This is a genomic window from Nocardia australiensis, from assembly GCF_020733705.1.
Lineage (GTDB): Bacteria > Actinomycetota > Actinomycetes > Mycobacteriales > Mycobacteriaceae > Nocardia > Nocardia australiensis.
Genome location: NZ_JAJFZM010000001.1, coordinates 1,955,436 through 1,978,732, shown reverse-complemented (window position 1 = coordinate 1,978,732; position 23,297 = coordinate 1,955,436). Strand labels below are relative to the sequence as shown.

Below are 23,297 nucleotides of genomic sequence, written 5' to 3'. Positions count from 1 at the left end.
AGAGGTGTCCTTCCGTGGTGTCGATCCCGACTGCTGTTTCATTGTGCGTCATCGGCCGCGTTGGTTGGGTGTGATCAACGCAGACGCAGAGTCAGCCTGCCATGTTCACGCGCCACGACCAACCTGTGGCCCGGCACCCCGCCGCCGACGGCGACGCCGCCTTGTCCACGCCAGCTGGTCACCAGTTCGTCGACTGCGCGTAAATGCCTGTCGGTCAGCGCTTTCGCTCCACCTGCCAGCAGCCACGCCCGCATCGCCCGCCTGCGCAGCGCCGCGGGGGCAGTGGCGAGTGTCTCGATCGACAGAGTCGCCCCATCGGCGACCGGACCGATCGCGTCGGCAGTGCCCGAATCCGCACCAGCCGTGCGCAACAGTTCGGCCGCGAGCGTGTCGAGCACCACGCCATCGTCGCGGAGTTGCTCGGCGGTGCGGGCGAGGGCGGGCGCGACACCGCCACCGAGTACCTCTTCGAGCAGCGGCAGCACCTCAGTGCGCAAACGGACCCTGGTGAACTCCGGAGCGGAATTGTGCGGATCCTCGTGTGGCGTCAGTCCCAGGTCGGCGCATAACTGTCTGGTGGTCGCGCGCCGCACGCCCAGTAGCGGCCTGCCCCACGGGGCGGTGAACGCCGCCATACCCTGGATCGAGCGTCCGCCCGACCCGCGTGCGAGACCGAGCAGCACGGTTTCGGCCTGGTCATCGAGGGTGTGACCGAGCAATACGGGTAGTCCGTCGCGCGCCGCGTCCAGTGCCCCATATCGCGCCTGCCGTGCCGCCGCCTCCGGCCCCCCGTCGCTGCCGACATCGACCGTGAGCACACGCGCCGACCGGCAACCGAGTTTCAACGCAGCGGACGCCGCGGCGGCGGCGACCGCATCCGATCCGGTCTGGAGTCGATGATCGACGACCAAAGCATCGACCTGGTCCGCCTCCACCACCGCGGCTGCCATCAGCGCCAGCGAATCCGCGCCACCGGACAGCGCCACCGCGACCGACCGTTCCTGCGGGGCATACTCGGCCAGCCAACCCCGGACAGCGTGCCGAACCTTCAGCACAGCCTCGGTTTCGGGCAGCCGTCGAACCGGCTCGCCGCCGTGTTCGGTCCTCGGATGCGTATTCCGTGGCGTCGCCCCTGCCGCTCCGCTCATACCCGGAGACTACCGACGAGAGCCGCGCCCATCGGCGCCGACCAATAGCATCGATAGGACCGGCTCGGCCATCGCACGAGAAGTGCTGCGGACACCATCATGGAAACCGAGCGGTCAGCGCACCCGCAACGCGGCGAGGCTCCGGCCGGCCCCGACATGGGTGACTAATCGAGCACTCGCGTGATCCACCGCTGCGGATCGTCGATTTCGTCCGGACGCGGCAGGGTCTCGGCATCCGTCCATACGGTGTTGAACTGCGTCATGCCAACCCGATCGACCACATGATCCACGAATACCTTGCCACGCACGTATTGCGCGACCTTGGCGTCCACCCCGAGCAGGGCGCGCAGTAGCCGCTGGAGCGGATTGGTCGGACGCGTGCGGCGCTTGTCGAAGGCGGCCCGGATCTGCTCGACCGATGGCACCACGACCGGTCCGACCGCGTCCATCACATGATCGGCGTGACCTTCGAGCAGTGTGCCGAGCATCAACAGTCGGTCGAGCGCCTCCCGCTGTGGGGGCGCCTGGCTCGCACGCAGCAGGCCGACAATGCCGCGTGCGCTCGGATCGTCGGCATTGGTACCACGGCGGCGATCGCGCACCTCGTCGACGAGCCGCGACATCATATCCGTGAGCGGCTCATCGCCTGCCGCACCTAGCACATCGACATTGGTGCGCATGTAATCGGCGAGCCAGGGGGCGGAGGAGAACTGCACACGGTGGGTCACCTCATGCAGGCAGACCCAGAGACGGAAGTCGGTGGGCGAGACGCCGAGCGCGCGTTCCACCGACATGATGTTGGGTGCCACCAGCAGCAGTGTCCCGTCAGGACCGGTGAACGGGTCGTACTGGCCGAGGATCGCGGTAGACAGAAAAGCCAGCATCGCGCCGGCCTGCACACCCGCCGGTTTTCCGACGAGCGTGAGCTTGCCGCGCCCGTTCGTATCCAGTCCGGTGCCGGTCAGCTGGGCCATGGAGTCGGCGGCGGCACCTATCCAACCGCGCCGGTCGACGATCCGGGCCGAGGGCACCGGCTGATCGTCGAGCAATCCGCTCACCTCGCGGACCGGCCGTTCGGCCCGCACCGATGCCTCTGCCAACTCGGCGACGACCTGTTCGGCCGAATACCGCGATGTGCGGGGCCCCGAGGGCACCAACGCGGCACCGGTACGCGCGGCCAGCCGCCAATCGACCGCACCGGACAGTCCGGAACGACGCTCGGTAGCGCTGTCCGGTGCGGCGACACCGTTATTGGCATCGCCTGATTTGTCAGCGCCTTCGAACATGGTCATCCACCTGTCATGTACATCCACAATTGCGCAGCGTGCCCGCGATGGCATCCAGTGCGGGCCTGCTGACCTCCGGTGGCCGATCATTCGACATCAGCGCGAACGTGAGCACGCGCCCATCGCGGTCGAGCACATAACCGACCAACGCACTGGCCACCGAGAGAGTTCCGGTCTTGGCCCGCACCCAACCCGCGCCCTCCCGATTCCGGTCGACGTAGCGGCTGATCAACGAGCCGGTGGAACCCGCGACCGGCAGGTCGTCCAGCAGCGGCGCCAAAGTGACCGCGAGCTGGTCGGTTTCGGGTTGAGCCATGGTGCCGGTCGGTTGTACGACGCCGGAACCGCTCGGCTTCGCGGCCGTCGAGAGGACCTTGTTCAGTAGCCGTGGTGGCACCCGATCCTCCGTCGATAGCCCGCTGTTGTCGTGCATCGACATGCCGGTGAGATCGAATCCAGCCTTGGTCAGTCCGGCGGTCACGGCCGCGACCGCGCCGGTGAAGGACTGGTCGAATCCGGTCATGACCGCGATCTCGCGGCCGATCGTCTCGGCGAGGATGTTGTCGGAGTGGACCATCATGTCGTGGAGACGGTCACGCAGCGGCGCGGAATGCACGGCGGCAATCTCGCGTGCACCCGGCGCGGCCGCACCGATGCGCACTCGAGCCGGGTCGAGGCCGAGTTCGGTGGCCAGGCGGCGTCCGGTGTCGAGTGCGGGGGTCGCGGTGCGCGGCGAGTACTCGACGAGCGGATCGAGCCGCCCGCCATCGATCATCACCGGTTCGATCGGGGCGATAGAACCGTCGCCGATGTCGATCGGGTCCCATCCGGGTGCCATCGTCGGGCCGGAATAGGCGGAGGTATCGACCACGATGGTGTCTGCCGCGGCACCCGCGGACCGGATCTGTGTCACAAGATCCTGCAGGCGCCCTGGGTTCGTGTAGTAGCCGTTGCCATCGGGCTGCGCGGTCAGCGTTGGGTCGCCACTACCGACAAGCACCAATTCGTTCGGTGTCGCGCCGGCCACCACGCGGGTGGTCACCCGGTGGTCCGGTGGCATCTCCAGCAGCGCCGTGGCCGTGGTCAGGATTTTGGCGGTCGAGGACGGGATCATCGGCTTGTCCGCTTCGCCGCTCCACAGCACGCTCGAACCGTCCGCATCGGTGACCTCACCGGCGAACGCGCCGAGATCGGGATTTCCGACAACGGACCCGAGCGCGGCGGCGATACCCGAAGTGCTCGGCGCGGGCGCGTTCGACGGCGCGGGCGCGACCTGCGGGAACGGGTGGGCCGATGCGGGCGGCTGCGCTATCGTCAGCCCACCGTGCCGGAATTCCGGCGTCCACGGCTTGAGGGCAAACAGCACCCCGCCCCCGGCCACCAGTAGCACGACCAGTGTGACCGAGAACCAGATCCACATCCTGCGGCGCCGCTTGGCAGCCAGACCACCCATGTTTTTATTGCTCCGACCAACCACGTCCCGCCGTCTCTCCTCAACGCGGCCGCCTGCCGCACCCATGTGCTCGACGCCCACACTATCCTCGTTGCGCAACCGTTCCCCAGAACAACCTGACGAGTCGGCAGTGTGTTTCGAGCGACCCGCGAGCAGTCGCTGGCAGCTCATGCCCGGCCGACTCTTATATCCACTGGAAGAAGGAGATGGCGTGGAGTTCGACGTCACCATCGAGATCCCCAAGGGGTCTCGTAACAAGTACGAGGTCGATCACGAGACCGGCCGGGTCCGGCTCGACCGGTTCCTGTACACGTCGATGGTCTACCCGGCCGACTACGGCTACATCGAGAACACGCTCGGTGAGGACGGCGATCCGCTGGACGCGCTGGTCCTGCTCCCCGATTCCGTCTTCCCCGGTGTGCTCATCGCGGTACGCCCGGTCGCGATGTACAAGATGACCGATGAGGCGGGCGGCGACGACAAGGTGCTGTGCGTGCCCGCGGGCGATCCGCGCTGGGATCATATCCAGGATCTCGCCGATGTGCCGGAGTTCGAACTGGCCGCGATCAAGCACTTCTTCGAGCGCTACAAGGATCTCGAGCCGGGCAAGTTCGTCAAAGGCTCGGAATGGGTCGGGCGCGCCGAAGCCGAAGCCGAGGTCGAAGCGTCGATCAAGCGGCTGAAGGACAACGGGCACTGAGTTTTTGGCCGCTGGCGCGGCGTGTTCGCGGCCCCTATGGCTCGCGTCCGAGGGGCAAATGCTCGCGACTTCGTCGCAGGATCGCATTTGCCCCTCGGACGCGAGCCGGCCGCGAACTTTAGTGCTCGATCTCGCTTCGCTCGAAAACTGTTGTTGTGCCTAGTGGGCACGTGGGTGCGCTGGTGCGGCCCCCCAGGGTTTGGCGATCCAGTCGGTCTTGCTTGACTCGGAAACTGTTGTCGTGGCGAGTGGGCGCGTGTGGGGGGACGTGCGGCAGCCCAGGGTTTGGCGGTTCATTAGTCTCCGGCGCAACACATTAGAGCGGGAAGTCCACATCTCGGGCTTCCCGCGCTTCTTGTTTTCGCACCGGAGAATTCTGCGGCGGTAGTGCTGGCACTACCGCCGGGCACCTGCGGGCACCATCTGGAATTCGGGTGCGCGGGAGATCGGCAGCGGGGGCCCGGATTCCTAGGCTCGTTTGCGTCGGGGCAGCACGTTGGAATCCCGGCTTCACGAGGAGGAAACCCCTGCTGATGAAGGTATTACGACGCCGCGCCGCGCTAGCGGGAATCATGACGGCCGCGATCCTGACCGCGACGGCGTGCAGTGGCGATCCCACCACACCGACGCCGACCGACTCCGCGCCGTCACCCACACTGACCAAGGCGATGGATGACATCGTCCAGAGCGGTCTTCCTGGTGTCCAGGTTGTCATCGACGGCCCTGGCGGGCATCGGACAGTTACCTCGGGCGCCGGCGATCTGAGCACCGGCGCACCGTTCGACCCGGACGCGCATGTGCGAATCGGCAGCAATACCAAGACATTCGTCTCGACGGTGGTCATGCAGCTGGTAGCCGAAGGAAAGGTGGAGCTGGACGCACCGATCGAGCGGTATCTCCCCGGCGTCGCGCAGGGCAACGGCAACGACGGGAACCGGGTGACGGTGCGAAATCTATTGCAGCACAGCAGCGGTCTACCCGATTATGTCGGCCACGGCGTCCCCGGCGGCGGTATGGAAAATCGCGACGGCGCGCAGCTCGACCCGCTCGACGACGCAATGCGCTGGCGGTCGTTCACACCCGCCGACCTGGTCCACCGGGCGATGAGGATGCCTCCAAGCTTCGAACCGGGCACCAAAGCGGTCTACACGAACACCAATTACATCCTGCTCGGCATGCTGATCGAACAGGTGACCGGCCGTCCGTTCGCCGCGGAGATCACCAGCAGAATCATCGAGCCGCTCGGGTTGCACGAGACGTATTTTCCCGGACCTGGCGAGACGACCATTCGCGAACCGCATCCGGCCGGATATCACGAAATTGATGGCAAGCGTGTCGATTTCACAAACGCGGACCCTTCTTGGGGTGGCGCGGCGGGCGCCATGATCTCTACCGGAACAGACATCAATCGGTTCTTCACCGCACTTCTGGCCGGAAAGCTGGTCCCGGCAGCGCAATTGACGCAGATGCGGCAAACCATGCCATTCGATCGGGAGCCGGGGGCGGGTTACGGCCTCGGCCTGATTCATCGCACGATGCCGTGCGGCAAAGAAGTCTGGGGCCACGGCGGCAGCATCCCTGGCTTCGAGGTTCGCACCGGCGTCGCTGCCGACGGAACCGCGGTGACGGTGAGTGTCAACCAATTACCCACCGACCAAGAGGCATTCGACGCGACAGAGAAAGCGTTCGGCATCGCCATCTGCGGTGAATGAAAAAAGCGGCAGCACAACACTATCGGCCACAAACAGAGCCGACCGGAATACACCGAAAGCCGCATAGGCGAACGACAATCGGAGGATCTCCCGTGAATCGCAAGAAGGCGATGGTGACCGTACAGGCCACAATCGCCGCCCTGATTGTCGGAGCGATGGTGGCCTGCACGGCCCCTGCCGACGCACACAGCCCGGCCGACCCGAATACCCCGGCCCTCGACCGCTTCTATCACCAAACGCTCGACTGGAAGTCGTGCGAGGACCCAAGACTGGACCCGGCGGGCGCGCAGTGCGCCGACGTTACCGTTCCGCTGAATTATGCTGCGCCACAGAGTAATACGATCACTGTCGCAATATCCCGGATAGCCGCGGCCGATACTGATCGGCGCGGGGTAATGCTGTCCAACCCGGGCGGGCCGGGCGGCGCGGGCTTGGACTTCATGGTTGACGTCGGCGCGGCGATGACGCCCGACGTGCGAGCCGGCTACGACCTGATCGGTATGGACCCGCGCGGGGTCGGACGTTCCTCCCCGGTCGACTGCCACTGGCCGCACGGATTCGGATTGCAATCGGCCGGTATCGATGCTGCGAGCTTCGCGGAATCCGTTGCGTCACAGGGTGACCTCGCGGCACGCTGCACGGCTGCCGAGGGTGCGCGATTACAGTACTTCACCACCCGCAATACCGCACGGGATATGGATGTGATTCGCGGCGCCCTCGGTGTGGACAGGGTCAGCTACTTCGGCACGTCGTACGGGACCTACCTCGGATCGGTTTTCACTCAGATGTTCCCTGAACGCGCAGACCGAATCGTATTGGACAGCAGTGTTGACCCGGCCCGCTACGGCCCGGTCGGCATGATCCAGGACATGGGCACCGCCAATGAGAACGCCCTCGACCTCTGGGCGGATTGGACCGCGTCCCGCGACGACACATACCACTTCGGTACCACCCGCGACGCGGTTCGCACCACGGTGGCGGATCTGATCCGACGCTCGGCCGCGGACCCGATTCGGCTCGGCGGCTTCATGATCGACGACCACATCCTGCCGCTGGTCCTGTTCACCGGATTGGACGACCCACGTCAGTACGAGCATGTCGCCGAGCAGCTGCGACAGATCGCGGATGCCGCCGAGGGCAAGCCTGTCGACATCTCGCCGGACCTGCACACAGACCTCGTCTTCATGCTGGACGCGCAACCACGCGATAATTCGGCTCAGATGGCCGTCATGTGCGGTGATGTCGCCGCACCACGCGACCCGGCCTGGTATCTGCGCAATATCGAGGCCACCCGTGCCACGCAGCCGGTATTCGGCAGTTTCGTCAATAACATCACACCGTGCGCGTTCTGGGCGCCACCCGTCGAATCACCTACGGTGGTGCACAATTCGGTGCCAACGTTGATCGTCCAGTCCACCGGCGACACTCGCACGTCCTATCCGGGCGCGGTCGCAATGCACAACGCGTTGAGTGCGTCACGCATGGTGACATTGCAGGATGTGCCGATTCACTGGATATTCGGGCGCTTCGAGAACCACTGCACCTACGACGCGGTGAACACCTACCTCCGCGACGGCACCCTGCCCGCCGAAGACATCACCTGCCACGCGGACTGAAACCGTATTTTCCCTCGGTGACAATTGATTTCGAGCACGATAACTCGCTGGGCCCCGCCATGACCGGACCCAGCGAGTTACGTATTCGCGACGCGCCCAGGCGGGATCACGCGTTCAGATAGGCGAGTACCGCAAGCACCCGTCGATGACCGACATCGTCGGCTGACAACCCGAGCTTCGCGAAAATACTCCTGATGTGTTTTTGCACTGCGCCCTCGCTGACGACTATGCGCTCGGCGATGGTCGAGTTGTCGTGCCCCTCCGCCATCAGTGCGAGCACCTCACGCTCCCGCACGGTCAGGCGCGCGAGTGGATCGTCCGCCTTGCGCCGCACCAGCAGTTGCGAGATCACCTCGGGATCCATCGCGGTACCGCCATCGGCGACCCGGCGCAACGAGTCGAGGAAGCGATCCACCTTCCCGACCCGCTCCTTGAGTAGATAACCGACCCCTCCGGCGCCATCACCGAGCAATTCGGCGGCATAACTATCCTCGACGTAGGACGACAGCACCAGCACCGGCAGCCCGGGATGCAGTTCACGCGCCCGCACCGCAGCGCGCAGCCCGTCATCGGTGAACGTCGGTGGCAGCCGAACATCGACGACGATCGCGTCCGGGCGATCCGCGGACACCGCAGCAAGGAAGTCATCCGCATTATCGGCCGCGGCGACCACTTCGATGCCCGCCGTATTCAGCAGTAGCACCAGCCCCTCACGCAACAGGGCATCGTCCTCGGCAATCATGACCCGCACGGCAACTCCACCCGCAACACAGTAGGGCCACCCTCCGGGCTGGTCAGTTCCATGCGTCCGTCGAGCGCTTCGGCACGTCGGCGGATGCCGGCGAGGCCGCCGCCGTATGACTCGTGAGCGCCGCCGCCGCCGTCGTCGGAGATTTCGATCCGCAGCAGCTCCGGCGCACCGCCGAGCACTATCGAAATAGCCGCTGCACCAGAGTGTTTGGTTGCGTTCGTCAGCGCCTCGGTAATAACGAAATAGGCTGCCGCCTCGACCGCCGCCGGACGCCTACCCACGTGGTCGAGGTCGAGCACGACCGGGATTGGGCCGCGGGCGGCCAGGGCCGAAATCGCGCTCGCCAGACCGCGATCCGATAACACCGGCGGATACACACTGCGCACCACATCGCGCAGCTCCGCCAGCGCGGCGGTCGCCGTGTCCTGCGCCTTGCGTACCAGGTTTCGCGCCGCCTCCGGGTCCTGTTCACGCAGTTGGTCAGCCAGGCCGAGTTGCATGATCACCGCTGCGATCCGGGCCTGCGCGCCGTCATGCAGATCGCGTTCGATCCGGCGCAGTTCCGCGCCGTGCGCGTCCAGCGCGGCCGCCCTGGTCGCGGTGAGGGCGACTACCCGGTCCGCGAGCACGACGCCCTCAGGGGGCGAGAGAAGTATTCGGGCCGCAGCGGCCTGCCAGCCCGCGATAGTAGGAAGTTGCAGCGCGAAAACGCCGACCGGCACCGCGATCAGCAGGCTCAACAGCGCTTTCGACCACGAATCGACGACAAAACCGAAGCTGGTGATCGAGCCCTCGGGAACCAACCGCCAATACACCGGAATCGCCAGCTGATTCAGTGCGCTCAGCGGCAACGCGACCGCCAGCACCGCGACATAGATTCCGGTGACCGCGTGCAGTACCAGCCACCCGATATCGCCCCGGTTGGCCGGATCGGTGAAAACCGTCCCGAGTTGATGCCGCAGATCACCAACCATCGGCTGATAGGCCGCCTCGATCGGCACACCGAGTCGCCGACCGGCACGGCGCCGTTCAGCTCCGATAAGGGGCCGGATGACCCGAATCGCCTCGGGTATCGCCGCAATCCCCACCCCGATCAAACTCAGTGCGGCCACGATCAACAGACCGATCAGCGCGAATAGGGACAACACCGACGTGACACCCCCGACACCCAGATAGCCGATCGCCGACGGCAGCCGCCGCACCCGCTCCCGGAACTGGCGCATCGTCAGCGCACCCACGACATCGTCACGGAAAAACCGTAGTCCACCCGCACCGTTTACCGGCGACTTCACGTCTGCCCGCCATATCAACCGACTGCGCAACTGGATTCACCAGTCGGCAAACTGTCCTCCGGACCCACCTCAAACCACGACCCGGCATCCTGCGCGAATGGCGCCTCGCGCTCGGGACAGCCTCGAATCCGCCGACCTGCACGGCGGGCGCTTCCCTTCGAGACAGCACCGGATGAGCGCGAGCAACCGCCGGCGCTGTCACGACTCGTTCTCCGTCCTGTCAAGGTTCAACCGGCGCATCGCCGCGACCATGTGTGGTCCGGCACGTTCGAAGTCCTCGACGAACTTCCGCAGCAACTCGGCAAAGACGGTCCGGTCCGGCGCGGTCCACTCCGCCATTACCTGAGTGAGGTTCTCGCGCCTGTGTTCGTGAATCCGCTCGGCCAGACGACGGCCGCAGTCGGTCACCACCAGCACGGTGGCGCGGCCATCGGCCGGATCGGCCTGTCTTTGCACCAGATCCCGCTCGACAAGCTGGGCGACCTGGCGGCTGATCGTCGAGGCATCCGAACGCAGCAGCTCCGCGAGCGCGCCCGAGCGCATCGGCCCGTCGGTGAGCAGCCGGAACAGTGCCGCGAACGCCGCAGGGTCGAGACCGTCATCGGTTCGGGCCCCGAGAGCGCTGTTGCGAATCCGCTGGAGCGCGGTGAGCTGAACCGCGATCGTGTCGATCGCCCGTTCATCAGTTGCTGATTGCACGACGCAGACCTGCCTTCACCGGCCCTTGAACTCTGGTGCCCGCTTCTCGAACACCGCCGCAATGGCCTCGGTCAGATCCTCTGACGGCAGGAAGGCGGCGTTCCACGCGGACACATACCGCAGCCCGGCGGCCACCTCGTTCTTCGTCCGTTGCTCGAGCACGTCCTTGACACCCTGCACCACTAGCGGCGGGTTCGCGGCGATCTCGCGCGCCGTCGCGTGCGCCGCGTCGACCACCGCGTCCTGATCGGCGAATACCTCGTTGACCAGACCGATCCTCTCCGCCCGCGCCGCATCGATGTCCTTGCCTGTGAAGGCGAGCTCACGCAATTGTCCCTCGCCGATGATGCCGGGCAGCCGGTGCAGCGACCCGATATCAGCGACGATCGCCACCTTCGCCTCGCGCAGACTGAACTTCGCCTCCGCACTCGCGTAGCGAATATCGGCGGCTGCAATCAGGTCCAGCCCGCCACCGATGCACCAGCCCGACACCGCGGCGATGACCGGCTTGCGGCAATCCGCCACAGCGGTCACCGCGGCCTGCATCCGGCGCACCTCGGTAAGGAAATCGGTGCGCGGCGCGGCAAACGCCTTATCCGCCAACAGCGCTCCGAACATCCCCGCCATCGCGGGCAGATCGAGTCCGTAGGAGAAATGTTTTCCCGAACCGGTGAGCACGATCGCCCGCACCTCGGGGTCGGCGTCGAGCCCACCGAAGATTTCCGGCAACTCGCGCCAGAAATCCGGCCCCATCGCATTGCCCTTACCTGGACCGATCAGGGTGACCTGTGCGACATGGTCCTTGGTTTCAACGGCGAAAGCCTGCCAATCAGTCATCCGCCCAGCGTATCCAGGCACGTGGGGACCGCAATTCCGGATCCCAGTGTTAACGCTGTGCAAAAATGACGTACAGCGCTGGTCTGGCACTTTGCCGCAGGCTCATGATTGGTCCCCTGGGCAATCTGCGTTATCGGGCACGGAGGCCGTTATGTTGATGCATCAAGGAATCGGGTTGGACCGCTTCAACATCATTGGTCACAGCCACGCTGTTCACGCGCTGTTCGAGTGCTGCTGCAATGTCACCTGGGCCGCCAAGATCGCCGATGCCCGACCGTTCCCCAATCGAGACGCACTGCTGGCACAGGCGGATATCGAACTGCTCGCTCTGTCACGGTCCGATCTGAATCGTGCGTTCGATGCGATTGTGCACGAACAGGTTTCGCAGCGATGCGTGACCGAACTTGCTCGAATAGTCCGCGCGCGGATCGATACGATGCTCGGCCCCGCCGAGGGCTACCCCGAATACTGACCGACCTTCTCGCCCGGCGCACCGCCCGCAGTCGCTCTACCCTGGTCATATGCGCAGGTCCCTACCACCAGTCGCATGCCGAGTCGCGGACACATTGATCGCGCGCGGCCATCACGGTGTCATCGTTACCCAGCCCGCACCGACCCCCACCGCAGTCGATGCCGCGCGGGCGCTCGGCGTCGATGTGGGCGCCATCACCAAATCACTGGTGTTCCTGCTGGACGATGATCCGGTGTTGCTGTTGGTCTCCGGCGCGCACGAGGTCGATCTGCGGCTCACGGGCGAGCGGTTGGAGGGCAAGCTCACCCAGGCGCCCGCCGATATGGTCCAGGAGGTCACCGGTCAGCCGATCGGTGGCGTCGCCCCGGTCGGGCATCCCACCAACCTGCCGACCTGGGTCGACACCGCACTGGCGGGCCATCGCGAGCTGTGGGCCGCGGGTGGACATCCGAACACCGTGTTCCGCACCTCTTTTCGCGAGCTGGTGCGCATTACTGCGGGGCTTCCGATCGACGTGGATTGAACCTCGAGTGCGCCCAGGCCGATGTCGAACTATGGCCACCCACCCACGGCACCGCGTTAATGGGCGTAGTTTCGTCATGTGACCGAAGCACCACGGCCAGCCACGAACCTGCAGATCCCCGATGACCTGAGCGGCATCGCCGCCGAGCAGTACCGCGCAGCTATGCGCCACTATCCAGCGGGCGTCACCATCATTACGCTCTCCTCCCCCAATGGTCCCGTCGGTTTCACCGCGACCTCCTTCGCATCGCTGTCGTTGGAACCGCCGCTGGTCTCGTTCAACATCGCACACACCTCATCGAGCATCACGGCCCTGCTCGACGCCGATTCGGTGGTCATCCACTTCCTCGGCGAGCACCAGCAGCATTTGGCGCAGCGCTTCGCGCGCACGGCCGAGGAACGCTTCGTCGACCGTTCGCTCTGGACGACTCTGGATACCGACGAGCCGGTCCTGCACGGCACGCCTATCTGGGTGCGCGCCACCCTCCAACAGCTCATTCCCATCGGGGATCACACGCTCACCGTCGGCTTGGTCACCCGAGTCCATGACAACACCGACGAAACCCCGATCGCCGCACCCTTGCTCTATTACAAGGGCCACTACCACCGCCCGACTTCACTCAACGAGTGAGCTCGGCCGGACGTTTTCACCGAATACAACTGCCCGGCAGGCGAATCCGGCGCCTACAGATCCAGTGAAGACCCCACGCGCACCTCGATATTGAAGGTGTCGCCCTGCCCCAAGTCCAGCGATGAGGGCTGGGTCGGCACCGGGCCGACGTCGGGTATCGAACTCTGCTCGAGCTCGACGGGAGTCGAGGTGCCCATCGCAGGCACCGACGACGGCTCCGTTCCCTGACCACCGGCACTCTCGCTGCCCGCCTCGCCGGAAGGCTGTTGCGATGGGTCAACATACGGTGCGTGCTGCGGACTGGTCGGCTCCACGCTGGGCGCATTCGGCGTCGGGGGCACCTCGGCGCTGTCGTCGGAATGATCGGGTTTGTTCTCCTCCGAGAGCTTCGGCATCGTACCGAGGACCGCTTGGGATAGCTGGGTGCCGAGTTTCTTCGCTTCTACGGGATCGAAACCCAGTTTGTTCAGTGCACCCTGAACGCCGCCGGTCAACCCGCCACGTTCGGCCGCATAAGCGAGACGGCTTGTGTCATAACCATTCTGGCGGCCGAATTCGATCTTTACGGTCTGCCGGATGAATTCCAGTGATGCGCTGCGTCCGGCGCCGATAGCTGCTCTGACCACCGTTTGCGTCAAGATCTGCGTGATCAGCTTGCGCAACGCGGCGGTAACTGCCGCCTTGACCGCGGCCTGCATCGCCGCCGCTTCGGCCGCGCTCGCACCGAGTGTCGGCGCTGCGGCCGCGGCGGCGATGGCGAGCTGAGCAGCGGTGTAAATCAGCATCGCGATGATGTAGAGCTTGATCGCGAGCACAAGGGCCGCATAGATTTTCAGCGCCAGCGCGAGGCCGTGCAGCAACTCGACCAGGGTGTCGAGCGCATCATTGACCTTCTTGCGGTATTCCTCGATCGCGTCATGGGTCTTGCCCTCGATATGGCCGAGTGCCTCCTCGACCTTGGCGTCGACCTTGTCGCGGTACCGGTCGACCTTGACAGCTTTCTTCTCGAACAGGTTGCCCAGCCGAAATAGCTTGGTCTCGTCCGCCTTCGGCCAGCGATAGACGACAACTGCCGCCACCGGCCGCAACGCCGGTGGAATCTGCAAACCCATGTCCCCTACCCCTGCTCTTTCGGATCGACCTCGTTCGTGACCTTGTCGATGGCTTCCTTGAAGTTCGTGTCGGTCAGATTCACCGCGTCCGCCACCGTGGTGAACCGCTGCCCGATCGACTCGATCAGACCGGCCACTCCCTGCAGCATCTGCATCGCGTCACCGGATGGGTCGGTGAAGTTCTGCATGAACGCCTGGGCGAACTCGTCGTCGCCGATTCCGTCTTCGTCGGCACTGAACCCGCTGGTGAACTCCGCGACATCGGCGGCGAACTCCTGGCTGAAAGCACTCAATTCGGTTGCGATCGAACGAAACTGATCCGGATCGAGCCGGAAGTTGTCGTTACCAGCCATGACGGTTACCAGCCCTTCCAGTGCGGGCCTTCATCGTCCGGATCGTCGTCGAGCCTGCGCGGCACCGCGGCGACCTCCGGTTGCGGCGCGGGTTGTGGCGGTGGCGGCAGCAGATCGCCATCGGGCCGGGCTATGGAGGGCAACGCACCGAACGGATCCTCGGGCAGACCGATCTCGGCCAGCTCCGAAAGCACCGGCGCCAACCTGGTGTCGAGCTGCTCCTTGGCCGCCCGCGCCGCGGCCTGTGCCGCCTCGGTCATCGCCGCGCCGAGCCGTTCCGGGTTCGATCGCTTGAACGCCTCGGGCGCCACCCACACCTCCAGCGGAACTCCCGCCGAATTCGCGGTGACCCGGACCAGCTGATCCTGCGACCACCCCTGCACGGTGAGTTTCGCCAGCTCCGTCTTGGTCTCCCCGAACTGCTGTAACTGCCGCTCGTAAACCTCTGTCATGTGCTGGACTTGGCCGCTCATAGTGTCCGTCCAGGACTGGAGCGCGTTCAACTCTGCCGAACTCATTCAGCCGCCTTCCCGATCTCCCGCCCCGACCGGACGAGTGCCATCACCGTTTATAGACGCCGGTAAGCGGCGATCGGTTCCATCAGGATGAAAACCTCGGCACACACCCTCGGTCCGGCCGTCAGATCACGCAGGGTGCTCCACCGGCACCGGAGTCTGTCGTGCTGAAGGGGCGAGTTTCCGGTGTCGGGTTCCACAGTCCGTCGGTGCTCGCATAATTCCAGGCGGGACCGGATTCGACGAGGGTCACGATGGCGCCGACGAGGCGGTCGACGTCGGCCGAACAGGTGCCGAGGCCGATGCTGGCGCGCAGGGCACCGTCCAGGCCGAGGCGGGCGAGCAGCGGATGCGCGCAGAAGCGGCCGTCGCGAACACCGATGCCGTGTTCGGCGGAGAGGTATGCGGCAACCTCACCGGGGGCGAAACCGTCGACGGAGAAGGCAACGATGCCGACGGTGTCGGGGCTGTCGGACCAAATCCGCAGGAGGTCGACACCGGGGATGGCCGACAGCCCGGCACGAAGGCGCTCGGCGAGCAAACGCTCATGGGAGGCAAGGGATTCGGAATCGATCGCACTGAGTGCGTCACACGCGGCGGCCAGCGCGGCGGCACCGAGCACGTTCGGGGAACCGGCCTCGTGACGCTGCGGAGCGGGCGCCCAATCGGTATGCGTGGCGCTGACCTGACGAACCGCGCCGCCGCCGGCCAGATACGGCTCGGCGGCATCGAGCCAATCGCGCCTGCCGACCAGTACTCCCGCACCGAATGGTGCGTACAACTTATGACCGGAGCAGGCCAGATAGTCGATACCGGTGTCGCGCAAGCTGATTCGCCGATGCGGTGCAAGTTGCGCGGCATCGACCAGGATCCTGGCGCCGCATTGATGGGCGATGGTGGCCAGCCGCTCGAGCGGAAGCACCTCGCCGGTCACATTCGATGCGCCCGTGACCGCCAACAGCGCCACAGGTTTGGTGCACAGTCCGGCGATGAGCCGCCGGATAGTCTCCTCCACCGTGTCAGCGGCCGGTACGACGCGCCGACCGTGCCGGTTCCACGGCAGGAAATTCGCGTGGTGCTCGATATCAAGCACCACGGTGTCGCCCGGCACGCACCCCGCGAGCAGATTCAGCGAATCGGTGGTGTTGCGGGTGAAGACCACCACCTGATCGTCGGCGGCATCGAGGAATCGTGTCAGCGTGCCGCGGGCCGCCTCGTAGCACTCGGTGGAGATCCGTGAGGCGTAACCCGCACCGCGATGGACGCTGGCGTAGAACGGCAGCAACTGCTGCACACGGTCGGTGGCCTGCGCTAATGCCGGAGCGCTCGCGGCGTAATCGAAGTTCGCGTAGGTGGTCGTCCCGCCCTGGACGAGTGGCACCCGCAGATCGTCGCCGGATACCCGAGCGAGGGCGACACAGGCTTGGTCCACAACAGCAGTCATTACGAAATCCCGTCGACTATGGGACTCGTCACCAGTGGATGTTCGAGTCCGCGCTTGCCGCGCCCGGTTAGGCGGCGGCCGGGTCGTCACCTGGAGCACCCCACCGCGGAGGAGGGTTGCCGACCAGCTAGCCAGGGCTTCTCGCTGGTACTCATGACCTGATGCGAGATTGACAGACCCGACTGGCCGCTGTCAAACAAAATTCGCAGAACACCGTCGCGCCCACCGTACTCCAGCTGTACCGTTTACGCAGGTAGAACACGGTTTCGCGAGGCCAAAATTCGTGAGCCCGCCGACTGGCGGTCACTGTCGATCACCCAGATCGGACGGACCGAGCGCCGCCGTACCGACGCACATATCGAACGGCCACCGACACCGGCCCGCACCGGCTCGACGACGAAGGAAAGCCGACCCGCACCCGCTCGGGCTGTAGGTACTCGGCGGCGAAATAGCAGGCCCGAGCCGACCGACCACTCGGTTCGGCGCGCGGCAAAAAGCCCAGTACCGCAGGTACCGTGGACACTTGGTCACCGTGGAGTTCGCCCATTGGTAACCCTCTTGTGAAACAACACTCATGAAGCGCTAGGCAGGTCTATGAGAGGCGGGTAGGACGTGATGCTGCAGCCGCAGGTCGACGCCGCGGCGGGCGAGGGCCCGATCCCTGGCCAACCGGCACCCGACCCACTGCTCGGAGGCACACTCGCACCGCAGGCCAGGACCCTTGTCGACATTCTGGCCGACACCGCGCACACCCACCCCGAGGCTGCCGCGATCGACGACGGGCAGGTTGTACTCAGCTACACCGAACTGCTCGCCGAGGTCGAGTCCGAAGTAGCTCGATTGACCGCTGCGGGGGTTCGCCCGGGCGACCGGGTCGGTATCCGGATGCCGTCGGGGAACCGTGCGCTCTACGTCACAATTCTCGCGATCCTTTCTGCCGGTGCGGCCTATGTTCCCGTCGACGCCGACGATCCGCAGGAGCGCGCCCGGCTGGTCTTCGGCGAGGCACGCGTCACCGCGATCGTGACGGCAACCGGTGTCGAAACCACCGCGGTCGGCGCCGACCGTAGCGCGGCCGAGCTCGAACAGGCCGACGACTCGTCCACGCGTCCCACCCCCGCCGACGACGCTTGGATCATCTTCACCTCCGGTTCCACCGGAATACCGAAAGGTGTTGCGGTCACTCATCGTAACGCCGCCGCATTCGTCGACGCCGAGGCTCGGCTGTTCCTCCAGGACGCACCGATCGGTCCCAGCGACCGGGTGCTGGCCGGACTGTCGGTCGCCTTCGACGCGTCCTGCGAGGAAATGTGGCTGGCCTGGCGCCACGGCGCCTGCCTCGTGCCCGCGCCCCGCGCCCTCGTTCGCACCGGCGCCGACCTCGGGCCCTGGCTCGTCCGCCGGGAAATCAGCATCGTCTCCACGGTGCCGACACTGGCCGCGACCTGGCCCGCCGACGCGCTGGACCCGGTCCGTCTGCTGATCTTCGGCGGCGAGGCGGTACCGCCCGAACTCGCCGAACGCTTGGCGGGCACCGACGAACGTGAGGTCTGGAATACCTACGGCCCCACCGAGGCCACGGTGGTCGCCTGCGCGGCACTGCTCGACGGCGGTTTTCCGGTTCGGATCGGACTACCGCTGGACGGCTGGGATCTCGCGGTCGTCGATCCGGCCGGAAACCCGGTTGGCGAAGGCGAATCCGGCGAACTCGTGATCGGCGGCGTCGGCCTGGCTCGCTATCTCGCCCCGGCGAAGGACGCCGAAAAATACGCTCCCCTACCGTCATTGGGATGGGAACGTGCATATCGCAGCGGTGATCTGGTCCGCAACGATCGTGCCGGATTGGTCTTCCTAGGCCGTGCCGACGACCAGATCAAGCTCGGCGGACGCCGCATCGAGCTCGGCGAGATCGACAACGCGCTACAACATCTGCCCGGTGTCACCGGAGCCGCCGTAGCGATACGAACTACCAAGGCCGATAACAAGATTCTGATCGGCTATCTGACCGGAACGAGCCCCGACTTCGATATACCGGCCGCCAGAGCCATACTCGCCGAACAACTTCCAGCCCCGCTGGTCCCACGACTTGCCATCGTCCCCGAACTGCCCACCCGCACTTCGGGCAAGGTGGACCGGGATGCGCTGCCCTGGCCGCTACCGAACGACACCGAAGCCCCCGCCCACAACCTCACCGAGACCGAACAGTGGGTCGCCGGATTGTGGGACGCCATCCTCGGCGCCGAAGTCACCGGCCCCGACACCGACTTCTTCGACATCGGCGGCGGCTCGCTCGCGGCCGCACAACTGGTCACCGCACTGCGCGAACGCTACCCTCGCATCGCCGTCGCCGACCTCTACGACCACCCTCGCCTCGGCGCGCTGGCCGAACTGCTCGACGAAACGGCGCCGAGCGCGGCCGTCGAGACCCGCGCCGTGCGTCCCACCCCGCGCCGTGCCCAAATCATCCAGGTACTGGCGACCGTTCCGTTGTCCACACTCACCGGATTGCAGTGGCTCACCTGGCTGGCGATCGTCGGGAATATCGCCGGGTGGTCCGGCTCGCTACCGTGGCTGCCACATTTGTCCTGGTGGTGGACGCTTGCCGCGTTCCTGCTGTTCATCTCGCCCCCCGGCCGCATGGTGATCTGCGCGACCGGCGCTCGAATTCTGCTGCGCGGGGTGACCCCCGGCAACTATCCGCGTGGCGGATCGGTACACCTGCGACTTTGGGCGGCGGTCCGACTGTCGGAAGCCAGCGGCGCCGAAAGCCTTTCCGGCGCACCATGGATGGTGCCGTTCGCGCGGGCGCTCGGCGCGAAGATCGGCAACGGTGTCGACCTGCATACCTTGCCACCGGTGACCGGGATGCTCGAACTCGGCGACGGCTGCAGCGTGGAACCCGAGGTCGACCTGTCCGGCTATTGGATCGACGGCGATGTCGTGCATATCGGCCCGATCGTCATCGGGCCCGGCGCTGTGATCGGTGCGCGGTCGATCCTGTTACCCGGCAGCAGAATCGGCAAGAACGCCGAGATCGTGGCGGGTTCGGCGGTATCGGGCAAGGTGAAGGCCGAGCAGGAATGGGCGGGTTCACCCGCGACGAAAGTCGGTAAGGCCCACCACCGCTGGCCCGATAGCACCCCCGCGAGGGCACCGCACTGGGTCGCGATCTTCGGCGTGACCTCGATGGCGCTGGCGTCCATGCCCATCCTCGGACTTGCCGCGGGCGGCGCGTTCATCGCCTGGTTCATCCGTGACGCCAGCACGCTTCCGGGCGCGCTCGGCCGCGGCTTCGCCATCCTGCCCGTCGCCACGCTGCTCAGCCTCACCATCTACGCGGTGGCAACCCTGATCGCGGTTCGGCTGCTCAGCATCGGGCTGACCGAGGGCCACCACCCGGTGCGCAGCCGGGTCGGCTGGCAAGCCTGGGCCACCGAGCGGCTGCTGGACTCGGCCCGCACCTTCCTGTTCCCGCTCTACGCCAGCTTGCTCACGCCGGTATGGCTGCGCCTGCTCGGCGCGAAGATCGGCAAGAGCGTCGAGGCGTCCACGGTGCTGTTGCTACCGAAGTTCACCACCGTCGCCGATGGCGCGTTTCTCGCCGACGACACCATGATCGCCAGTTACGAACTCGGTGGCGGCTGGCTGCATATCGGTGACGCGAAGGTCGGCAAGCGCGCGTTCCTCGGAAACTCCGGAATGACGGCGCCGGGTCGACGTGTGCCGAAAAACGGTCTGGTCGCCGTGCTTTCGGCCGCTCCGTCGAAGGCGAAAGCCGGATCCTCCTGGCTGGGCAGCCCGCCGGTGCGCCTGCGCCGCGCCTCCGAGGCCGGTGATACCGCGCGCACCTTCGATCCGCCACCGCGGCTGAAGGTGGCTCGCGGGATCGTCGAAACCTGCAGGCTCATCCCAGTACTGGTGAGTTTTGCCATCGGTCTCGGTGTGCTGTTCACCCTGGCATGGACCGCGCAATCGATCGGCTACCTGGCCGCCGCGCTGCTGAGTGGCTTGGTGCTGATGGCCGCGGGCGCGAGCGCGGGCGTGAGCGCGGTCACCGCGAAATGGTTGCTGGTCGGTCGAATCCGCGCCGAGGAGCATCCGCTGTGGAGTCCGTTCGTGTGGCGCAACGAAGTATCCGACACCTTCGTCGAGACCGTTGCCGCGCCATGGTTCGCACGTGCCGCAACGGGTACTCCGGTATTGAACCTCTGGCTTCGTGGTCTCGGTGCGCGAATCGGTCGCGGGGTATGGTGCGAGTCCTACTGGCTACCGGAGGCGGACCTGGTGACTCTCGGTGACGGCGCGACCGTGGAACGTGGCTGCGTGGTGCAGACCCATCTCTTCCACGATCGGATCATGGCTATGGACACCGTCACTCTCGGCGCGGGGGCCACCCTCGGACCACACTGTGTCGCGCTTCCCGCAGCCGGGATCGGCGACGGCGCGACAATTGGCCCGGCCTCGCTGGTCATGCGTGGTGACACGGTCCCGCCGTCCACGCGTTGGTGGGGCAATCCAATCGCACCATGGTCAAGTCCCGCCCCCACACCCGACGGGCCCGAATCGACGCCGAGCGAGGCCGGAGCGGCCCGCTGATGCCAGGTAAGTTCTACGACGAACCCATCGATGAGTACCTGCCGCAGAACGGAAACCGCGGCTACCGGGTATCCAGGTACGAACTCGACATCGTCTACAAGGTCGCCAGTAACCGGCTGGCGGCGCGCGCCGAAATCACCGCGGTCACCACGGCCGTCAGGCCTCGGTTCGCGCTCGATATGGCCCAATCGCTCGGCGTGTCCAAGGTAACGGTCAATGGTGCCAAGCCCGCGAAATACACCCACCAGCACGGAAAGCTGGTCATCACACCGCAACACGCGATCCCCGCGGGTGGCGTGCTCGCACTGGTGATCCAGTACGTCGGCGTGCCGAAACCGGTGCGCGGGCCGTGGGGCGAAGTGGGCTGGGAAGAATTGACCGAAGGCGCGCTGGTGGCGAGTCAGCCCAACGGCGCGGCCTCCTGGTTCCCGTGCGACGATCACCCGAGTTCCAAAGCGAGCTACCGGATTTCGATTACCACCGACACGCCGTACTACGCGCTCGCCAACGGCGCTCTGGTGCGCAAGCAGACCAAGGCCAGCCAGACCACCTGGGTGTACGAACAGTCCGAGCCGATGTCCAGCTACCTGGCCACCGTCCAGATCGGCCACTACCAGAAGTACCGGATCGGTCCCCCACACGGGCCGGTGCCGATGCAGGCGGTTGTGCCTGCCCGGTTGCGCGCCAACTTCGAACACGACTTCGCTCGGCAGCCGATGATGATGGACGTCTTCGCCGAACGGTTCGGCCCGTATCCCTTCGAGAATTACACGGTCGTCATCACCGATGACGACCTGGAAATTCCCACTGAAGCCCAAGGCATCTCGATCTTCGGTGCCAATCACTGCGACGGCCGCCGCGGTGCCGAACGCCTCGTCGCACACGAACTGGCGCACCAGTGGTTCGGCAATAGCCTCACCATCCGGCAGTGGCGCGATATCTGGTTGCACGAGGGCTTCGCCTGTTACGCCGAGTGGATCTGGTCGGAGGCATCGGGCGGCCCCAGCGCTGACCAAATGGCCCGCGCCGCCCGCCACAACCTGGCGCGGGAACCTCAGGACATCTGCGTCGGCGATCCCCGCCCGCAGCGCATGTTCGACGACCGGGTCTACAAGCGCGGCGCGCTCACGCTACACGCCCTGCGCCTGGAACTCGGCGACCTGACGTTCTTCGATCTGCTGCGGGAGTGGACCATTCGCCACCGGCACGCCTCGGTCAGCACCGAGGAATTCACCGACCTGGCAGAGCATTACAGCCTCGTTCCGTTGCGCCCGCTGTGGGACCAGTGGCTGAACAACGAGCCGCTGCCCCAGCTACCGCCCTATGGCGGCACGTCGGCCGGCTAGCGGGCCGGGCTAGAACACGAGATAGCGCGCCGCCAGTTCTTCGACAAGCGGATCGTCGTCGGCGACGCTGTCGAGCGCGTCCAGATCGGACTCAACCGAAATCTGTCGCGGGTCATCCTGCTCGGAATCCAGTGGTCCGTCCTCGCCGAGCTGGCGCAGCAGCTTCGCGCGGACGCGTTCCTTCAGTGAGTTGCTCATACTCGAAGCTTGCCTGGTCGCGCCCACGAGAATCACGCCGACCACGCGGACCGCGGCTAGACCGGAGTCAGCCAGGTGCCCCACGGCGTATTGCGCACCACGGAATACACCGCGAACAGTGCGAGCAGCGTCCACATGGTGGTGCGGCTGATACTGGGCAGACGCATCCGCTGCCCGCGCCAGGCCCGCACCGTCCAATCGGTCACCAACAGCACGAAGCCGAGGACCAGCGGCACCGCGAGCACATTGCTGTGCAGTGAATCCACGACCTGTCCATCGGTGAGATTGTGGATCGCGCGCATCCCACCGCAGCCCGGACAGTAGAACCCGGTCAGTCCGTACACCGGGCAGATCCCGTATGAGCCCTCGACGTGCGGATCCCGGAAATGCAGCAGCAACGCGGCCGCGACACCCGTACCCGCGACCATCAGCGGCACTCCGACCGCACGCCACCCCGGGCGATTCTCGCGATCCGGCGCCGGGTGCACAGCCGAATCGGTTGCCGCGTGCGAGGTATCCACAAGCATCCACGGTAGCCGCGCCGCGCCCACCGCCGCCACCCGCGGACATCGACCGCGCGGGCATCGCCGATCGTCGGCCAGTTATGCGAACCC

General features: G+C 65.9%; 21 protein-coding genes and 1 riboswitch. Of the genes, 8 read left to right on the top strand and 13 right to left on the bottom strand.

Going from position 1 to position 23,297, the window contains the following annotated elements; genetic code table 11:
- Positions 1-74 precede the first annotated feature (74 nt).
- From tilS to dacB, 3 genes are all read right to left on the bottom strand, one after another.
- Positions 75-1,148, bottom strand: a complete 1,074-nt coding sequence (tilS, locus tag LKE06_RS08920; RefSeq protein WP_227998133.1) for a tRNA lysidine(34) synthetase TilS — start codon at positions 1,146-1,148, stop codon at positions 75-77.
- 164 nt (positions 1,149-1,312) lie between these two features.
- Positions 1,313-2,434, bottom strand: coding sequence for an Rv3626c family coenzyme F420 biosynthesis-associated protein (locus LKE06_RS08915; RefSeq protein ID WP_227999360.1), 1,122 nt, complete (start codon positions 2,432-2,434; stop codon positions 1,313-1,315).
- 13 nt (positions 2,435-2,447) lie between these two features.
- Complete coding sequence (gene dacB, locus LKE06_RS08910; RefSeq protein WP_227998132.1) at positions 2,448-3,887, bottom strand: D-alanyl-D-alanine carboxypeptidase/D-alanyl-D-alanine endopeptidase; 1,440 nt, start codon at positions 3,885-3,887, stop codon at positions 2,448-2,450.
- Positions 3,888-4,098: 211 nt separating this feature from the next.
- On the opposite strand from dacB, the gene LKE06_RS08905 reads away from it, so the two are divergent.
- The 3 genes from LKE06_RS08905 (at position 4,099) to LKE06_RS08895 (ending at position 7,915) form a co-directional block, all read left to right on the top strand.
- Entirely contained in the window at positions 4,099-4,587 is a 489-nt protein-coding gene (locus LKE06_RS08905; RefSeq protein WP_227998131.1) for an inorganic diphosphatase, read from the top strand.
- Positions 4,588-5,120: 533 nt separating this feature from the next.
- Entirely contained in the window at positions 5,121-6,299 is a 1,179-nt protein-coding gene (locus LKE06_RS08900; protein WP_227998130.1) for a serine hydrolase domain-containing protein, read from the top strand.
- Between the two features lie 92 nt (positions 6,300-6,391).
- Positions 6,392-7,915: an alpha/beta fold hydrolase gene (locus tag LKE06_RS08895; RefSeq protein ID WP_227998129.1), complete on the top strand. Its 1,524-nt coding sequence runs from the start codon at positions 6,392-6,394 to the stop codon at positions 7,913-7,915.
- A gap of 106 nt (positions 7,916-8,021) precedes the next feature.
- Here LKE06_RS08895 and LKE06_RS08890 read toward each other — a convergent pair whose 3' ends face one another.
- The 4 genes from LKE06_RS08890 to LKE06_RS08875 all read right to left on the bottom strand — a co-directional run bounded on the left by LKE06_RS08890 (position 8,022) and on the right by LKE06_RS08875 (position 11,494).
- Entirely contained in the window at positions 8,022-8,666 is a 645-nt protein-coding gene (locus LKE06_RS08890; protein WP_227998128.1) for a response regulator, read from the bottom strand.
- Positions 8,654-9,958, bottom strand: a complete 1,305-nt coding sequence (locus LKE06_RS08885) for a sensor histidine kinase (RefSeq protein ID WP_227998127.1) — start codon at positions 9,956-9,958, stop codon at positions 8,654-8,656. Before LKE06_RS08885 ends, LKE06_RS08890 begins: the two co-directional genes overlap by 13 nt.
- A 198-nt stretch (positions 9,959-10,156) precedes the next feature.
- The gene (locus LKE06_RS08880) at positions 10,157-10,657 is read right to left on the bottom strand and encodes a MarR family winged helix-turn-helix transcriptional regulator (RefSeq protein ID WP_227998126.1); all 501 of its coding nucleotides are present in this window, start codon (positions 10,655-10,657) and stop codon (positions 10,157-10,159) included.
- A 15-nt stretch (positions 10,658-10,672) separates the two neighbouring features.
- Positions 10,673-11,494 (bottom strand): crotonase/enoyl-CoA hydratase family protein, encoded by an 822-nt coding sequence (locus tag LKE06_RS08875; protein WP_227998125.1) that lies wholly within the window; start codon positions 11,492-11,494, stop codon positions 10,673-10,675.
- Positions 11,495-11,645: 151 nt separating this feature from the next.
- On the opposite strand from LKE06_RS08875, the gene LKE06_RS08870 reads away from it, so the two are divergent.
- From LKE06_RS08870 to LKE06_RS08860, 3 genes are all read left to right on the top strand, one after another.
- Positions 11,646-11,966, top strand: a complete 321-nt coding sequence (locus LKE06_RS08870; protein WP_227998124.1) for a 2-oxo-4-hydroxy-4-carboxy-5-ureidoimidazoline decarboxylase — start codon at positions 11,646-11,648, stop codon at positions 11,964-11,966.
- A 49-nt stretch (positions 11,967-12,015) separates the two neighbouring features.
- Positions 12,016-12,489: a YbaK/EbsC family protein gene (locus LKE06_RS08865; RefSeq protein ID WP_227998123.1), complete on the top strand. Its 474-nt coding sequence runs from the start codon at positions 12,016-12,018 to the stop codon at positions 12,487-12,489.
- Between the two features lie 78 nt (positions 12,490-12,567).
- On the top strand, positions 12,568-13,119 hold the full coding sequence (locus LKE06_RS08860) for a flavin reductase family protein (protein ID WP_372477308.1): 552 nt from the start codon (positions 12,568-12,570) through the stop codon (positions 13,117-13,119).
- A gap of 53 nt (positions 13,120-13,172) precedes the next feature.
- Here the strand turns inward: LKE06_RS08860 and LKE06_RS08855 are convergent, their stop codons facing one another.
- From LKE06_RS08855 to LKE06_RS08840, 4 genes are all read right to left on the bottom strand, one after another.
- Positions 13,173-14,231: a WXG100-like domain-containing protein gene (locus LKE06_RS08855; RefSeq protein WP_227998122.1), complete on the bottom strand. Its 1,059-nt coding sequence runs from the start codon at positions 14,229-14,231 to the stop codon at positions 13,173-13,175.
- A gap of 5 nt (positions 14,232-14,236) precedes the next feature.
- Positions 14,237-14,584 (bottom strand): hypothetical protein, encoded by a 348-nt coding sequence (locus LKE06_RS08850; RefSeq protein WP_227998121.1) that lies wholly within the window; start codon positions 14,582-14,584, stop codon positions 14,237-14,239.
- Between the two features lie 5 nt (positions 14,585-14,589).
- Positions 14,590-15,102: a YbaB/EbfC family nucleoid-associated protein gene (locus LKE06_RS08845; protein WP_227998120.1), complete on the bottom strand. Its 513-nt coding sequence runs from the start codon at positions 15,100-15,102 to the stop codon at positions 14,590-14,592.
- Positions 15,103-15,223: 121 nt separating this feature from the next.
- Positions 15,224-16,543, bottom strand: coding sequence for an aminotransferase class V-fold PLP-dependent enzyme (locus tag LKE06_RS08840; protein ID WP_227998119.1), 1,320 nt, complete (start codon positions 16,541-16,543; stop codon positions 15,224-15,226).
- A 45-nt stretch (positions 16,544-16,588) separates the two neighbouring features.
- Positions 16,589-16,702, bottom strand: a riboswitch (SAM riboswitch).
- 456 nt (positions 16,703-17,158) lie between these two features.
- On the opposite strand from LKE06_RS08840, the gene LKE06_RS08835 reads away from it, so the two are divergent.
- Both LKE06_RS08835 and LKE06_RS08830 read left to right on the top strand, forming a co-directional pair.
- Complete coding sequence (locus LKE06_RS08835) at positions 17,159-21,139, top strand: Pls/PosA family non-ribosomal peptide synthetase (protein WP_255648974.1); 3,981 nt, start codon at positions 17,159-17,161, stop codon at positions 21,137-21,139.
- On the top strand, positions 21,139-22,485 hold the full coding sequence (locus LKE06_RS08830) for a M1 family metallopeptidase (protein ID WP_227998117.1): 1,347 nt from the start codon (positions 21,139-21,141) through the stop codon (positions 22,483-22,485). The genes LKE06_RS08835 and LKE06_RS08830 overlap by 1 nt, the downstream gene beginning before the upstream one ends.
- A 9-nt stretch (positions 22,486-22,494) precedes the next feature.
- Here the strand turns inward: LKE06_RS08830 and LKE06_RS08825 are convergent, their stop codons facing one another.
- Together LKE06_RS08825 and LKE06_RS08820 are read right to left on the bottom strand one after the other, a co-directional pair.
- Complete coding sequence (locus LKE06_RS08825) at positions 22,495-22,683, bottom strand: hypothetical protein (protein WP_227998116.1); 189 nt, start codon at positions 22,681-22,683, stop codon at positions 22,495-22,497.
- A 56-nt stretch (positions 22,684-22,739) separates the two neighbouring features.
- Entirely contained in the window at positions 22,740-23,210 is a 471-nt protein-coding gene (locus tag LKE06_RS08820; RefSeq protein ID WP_372477307.1) for a DUF2752 domain-containing protein, read from the bottom strand.
- Between the last annotated feature and the right edge of the window lie 87 nt (positions 23,211-23,297).